The sequence below is a fragment of the Mesorhizobium sp. M7A.F.Ca.CA.004.04.2.1 genome (genome assembly GCF_004022825.1).
Classification (GTDB): Bacteria; Pseudomonadota; Alphaproteobacteria; order Rhizobiales; family Rhizobiaceae; genus Mesorhizobium.
The window spans coordinates 1-3,749 of sequence record NZ_RZPH01000604.1 but is presented as its reverse complement, the minus strand read 5'-3'; the positions used below and the strand labels follow the sequence as shown (position 1 = coordinate 3,749).

Below are 3,749 nucleotides of genomic sequence, written 5' to 3'. Positions count from 1 at the left end.
GCCCCGATCGCTGGAACCGCGACTACGATGCACGACTGTATCGCCAGGATCCCTTCTTCCAGAGGTTCGCCAGCACAAGACAGGATTTCCTGTTGCCGCTGTCGGCACTCCGCAATGGCGACTTCCAGCGTACCCCCTACTATCGCGAATTCTTCGGCCCTTCCGACAGTTTCGACGAGATCACCGGCGTGTTCAATCTCGACGGGCTGACCGCTGGCTATGTCACCTTCCTGCGGCGAAACGGGGCACCGGCCTTTGGCGATCAGGATCTGGAGATGGCTTACGCGGCAAGCAGCGCGACAAGGCTCATTCTGCAAAGATTGCTTCATCTGTGCCGCTCCCGGGACAAGGGCGCCGCAATCGGTGACGGACGCTCGCGGCTGAGCAGGCGCGAGGCCGAGGTTGCGCGGCATCTGGTCGAGGGTGGCAACGCCAAGACGATTTCGCGAAGCCTCGCCGTCTCACCCGGCACCGTCCGCAACCACATCAAGCAGATCTACCGCAAGCTCGGCGTGCACTCCCAGGTCGAGCTGCTGGCGGCCTTCCGCGAAGCCGCTTGAGCCTGACGGCTTACGCCGGCGCTATTGCCCCGTCACGATGCGCGTCCACATGCGGTTTTGTGATCGCAGCAGCTTTGGGTCGTTGTTGTCGACCACGAACAGCTTGGCCTTCACGGCATCAGGCGGAAAGACGCCGGGATCGCTGGCTATCGCCTTGTCCATCAGCGGCAGGGATTCCGGTATCGCATTGGCATAGGAGACATAGCTGGAATTGGCCGCGGCGATATCGGGCCGCAGATTGAAGTTGATCCAGGCCTGGGCGTTGTCGGGATGCGGCGCATCTTTCGGCACCACCATCGTATCGAAGTTGATGAGCGTGCCTTCTCTGGGGATGGAATAGGCGATCTCCAGCTTCTTCACGGATTCCGCCGCACGGGTCCTTGCCTGAAGTATGTCGCCCGACCAGCCCAACACCACGCAGATGTCGCCGTTGGCGAGGTCGTTGATGTATTTCGACGAATGGAAATAGCGGATGTAGGGCCGCACCTTGCCCATCAGGTCCTCGACCTTGGCGAGGTCGTCGGGACTGGTCGATCTGGGGTCGATGTGAAGATAGTTCATCGCCATCGGGATGACTTCAGCCGGCGCATCGATCATGGCCACGCCGCAATCGGAGAGCTTCTTGACCACGTCCACGTCGAAGACCATGGCGAAGGAATCCGTCGGCGCGTCCGGCAGCCGCTGCTTCACCGCGGCGACGTTGTAGCCAATGCCGTCGGTGACGGCCATATAGGGCACGGCATGCAGGTTCTGCGGATCGGCGCCCGCGATCAGCGCCAAGGCCTGCGGATCGATCTTCGAATGGTTGGCAAGCTTCGATTTGTCGAGTTCCAGGAACGCCCCCGCCTTCACCTGGTTCTTCAGGAACGGATAGGCTGAGGGGTAGACTACGTCATATCCCGAGCCGCCGGTGAGCAGCTTGGTTTCAAGTACCTCGTTGCCGTCATAGACATCGTAGCGAACCTTGATGCCCGTTTCCTTCTCGAATTTCTCGGCGGTGTCCGGCGCGATGTAGTCGGACCAGTTGTAGACGTTGACGATCTTTTCCTCGTCAGCCGAAGCCGCATTTGCGCAGACGCCGCAGGCAAGCAGGGTTGAGAAGATCAGAGCGCGCATAAATGTCCTCCGTTTTCGCTATCTGTTTTCGGCATGCGTCGTCCCTCAGCGTCGCTGCGGGGCATAGACCGGCAAGGTGATGCAGGCGACATTGCCGCCGCCCAGCAAGATCTCGCGCGAGTTCTCGATGCCGACTATCTTGTGGTCGGGAAACAGCTCGGCCAGCGTCTGCTTGGCCTTCACATCGAGATCGCAGCCGAACTGCGGTACCACCACGACGCTGTTGCCCGGATAGTAGTTGATGTAGCTCGCCGCGATCCGGTTTCCGGCCGGTCGCGCCCAGGTCGAATCCAGCCGGTCCACGCTCTCGCTTTCTTCCGGCGTCATCTCGATCGGCAGGGGATGCGGCAGCCGGTGGATCTCCAGTGCGCGGCCACGCGCATCACGGGCCGAACGCAGCACCTCTTCGGCTTCTCGCACAATCTCATATTGCGGGTCCTCCCGATTGTCGGTCCAGCTCAGCACGACCACGCCGGGACGCACGAAGCAGCAGACGTCATCGACATGGCCGTCGGTTTCGTCGAAGGCAAGGCCACGCGGCAGCCAGATGACGGTGTCGACGCCGAGATAGTCACCAAGCTGGCGTTCCACCTCGGCCTTGCCGAGATGAGCGTTGCGATTTCGGTTGAGCAGGCATTGCTTCGTCGTGATGAGGGTGCCCTGGCCATCGCATTGCAACCCGCCGCCCTCGGCGATCAGCGGTGCGCGGTAGCGATCCATGTTCTCGATTTCGAGCACTTTTTGCGCTGCCAGATCATCGAGGTCCCATGGCGCGTAGAGGCCGCCGTCAAAACCGCCATAGGCGTTGAAGATCCAATCGACGCCACGCACGCCGCCTTGATCGTTGACGACGAAATTGGGACCGCTGTCGCGCAACCAGGAATCGTTGGTGGACATCTCCACGACACGCACATGGCCGGGCAATCGCGCTCGGGCATTCTGCCACTGGCGAGCGGAGGCCGCCACCGTCACTGGCTCGCTTTGCGCGATCGCCGCGGCGACATCCACGAACAGCTTTTGCGCGGGCTTGGCGCCGAGGCGCCAGGTGTCCGGCCGCTCCGGCCAGATCAGCCAGCAGCCTGACTTTGGTTCGAATTCGCCGGGCGCGCGAAACCCATCCTGTTTCGGCCTTGTCGAGAGGGTACGGGGCATCTTGGGACCGCCGGGAAATGGAGTGATGACTTGCCCGGATCAGACGTTTTTGGGACCTTGTCCGTCAATGTCCCATTTGGGATATCGGTGTTGACCGCTGTCTCCTGTTGCGGAACGGCATTGCCTTGCCACGGTGATCGGCGCAAATCTCGACCGGACGGCGTATGCCGGTGACGCAAGCAGTCGACGAAAGGGGAAAAGCGGATGGATGCGACCGAACTGAAGGCCATGCAGGCGCCGCTGAAGCAGGCCTACCGTGACGATGCTTCGCAGGCTCTGATCACGCTTCGCGCCAAGGGCTCGATCGATGACCAGTCGGTTGCCTGCAAGGTGGAGACGGGCAGGGCGCTCGCCATCGCCGGCTTGCATCCGGCAACAGGCGGCTCAGGGCTTGAACTCTGCTCGGGCGACATGCTGCTGGAGGCCTTGGTCGCCTGCGCCGGGGTGACGCTCAAGGCGGTGGCGACGGCGCTCGAGTTCAAGCTCGGCGCCGCCACGGTGGAGGCCGAAGGCGATCTCGATTTTCGCGGCACGCTCGGTGTCGCCAAGGATGCACCGGTCGGCTTTCGCGCCATCCGGCTCAATTTCAACCTCGACACCGCTGAGCCGCAGGAGCGGGTAGACTCGCTGCTGAAGCTGACCGAGCGTTATTGCGTGGTGTTCCAGACCATCAGCCAGAAGCCGGAGCTGACGGTGAGCGCACGCCGCTGATGCTTACTGCGCCGACGGTTCTTCGGCGTCGCCCTCGTCAGTGAAGGGCGAGGCGCTCGGCACGCATTGCACCGACCAGCCGGCCGGTGTCGGCTGCTTCTGATATTCGGTGATGGCGGCGGTGCACTGTTCGCGTTTGTCGAAGGTGCTGGGCAGCACGACCATGCCGCCTTGCGGGCCGGCGATTACCAGATACCAGACCAACCCTGC

5 protein-coding genes are annotated in these 3,749 nt (G+C 62.3%); 2 read left to right on the top strand and 3 right to left on the bottom strand.

All coding sequences use genetic code 11. The features are described 5' to 3' along the window. The coding region (locus EN893_RS23545; RefSeq protein WP_164901047.1) for a helix-turn-helix transcriptional regulator at positions 1–560 on the top strand (560 nt) is incomplete at its 5' end. A gap of 21 nt (positions 561–581) precedes the next feature. Here the strand turns inward: EN893_RS23545 and EN893_RS23540 are convergent. Further along, positions 582–1,676 carry a polyamine ABC transporter substrate-binding protein gene (locus EN893_RS23540; protein WP_127269957.1) on the bottom strand — a complete coding sequence of 365 codons (1,095 nt, stop codon included), beginning with the start codon at positions 1,674–1,676 and terminating at the stop codon, positions 582–584. A 45-nt stretch (positions 1,677–1,721) separates the two neighbouring features. Further along, the gene (gene aguA, locus EN893_RS23535) at positions 1,722–2,828 is read right to left on the bottom strand and encodes an agmatine deiminase (RefSeq protein WP_127269955.1); all 1,107 of its coding nucleotides are present in this window, start codon (positions 2,826–2,828) and stop codon (positions 1,722–1,724) included. Positions 2,829–3,032: 204 nt separating this feature from the next. Here aguA and EN893_RS23530 point away from each other — a divergent pair, with 204 nt between their 5' ends. After that, a complete protein-coding gene (locus tag EN893_RS23530) occupies positions 3,033–3,539 on the top strand; it encodes an OsmC family protein (RefSeq protein ID WP_127269953.1) in 507 nt (168 codons plus the stop codon). A 3-nt stretch (positions 3,540–3,542) separates the two neighbouring features. Here EN893_RS23530 and EN893_RS23525 read toward each other — a convergent pair whose 3' ends face one another. Then, a complete protein-coding gene (locus EN893_RS23525) occupies positions 3,543–3,743 on the bottom strand; it encodes a hypothetical protein (protein WP_245490888.1) in 201 nt (66 codons plus the stop codon). Between the last annotated feature and the right edge of the window lie 6 nt (positions 3,744–3,749).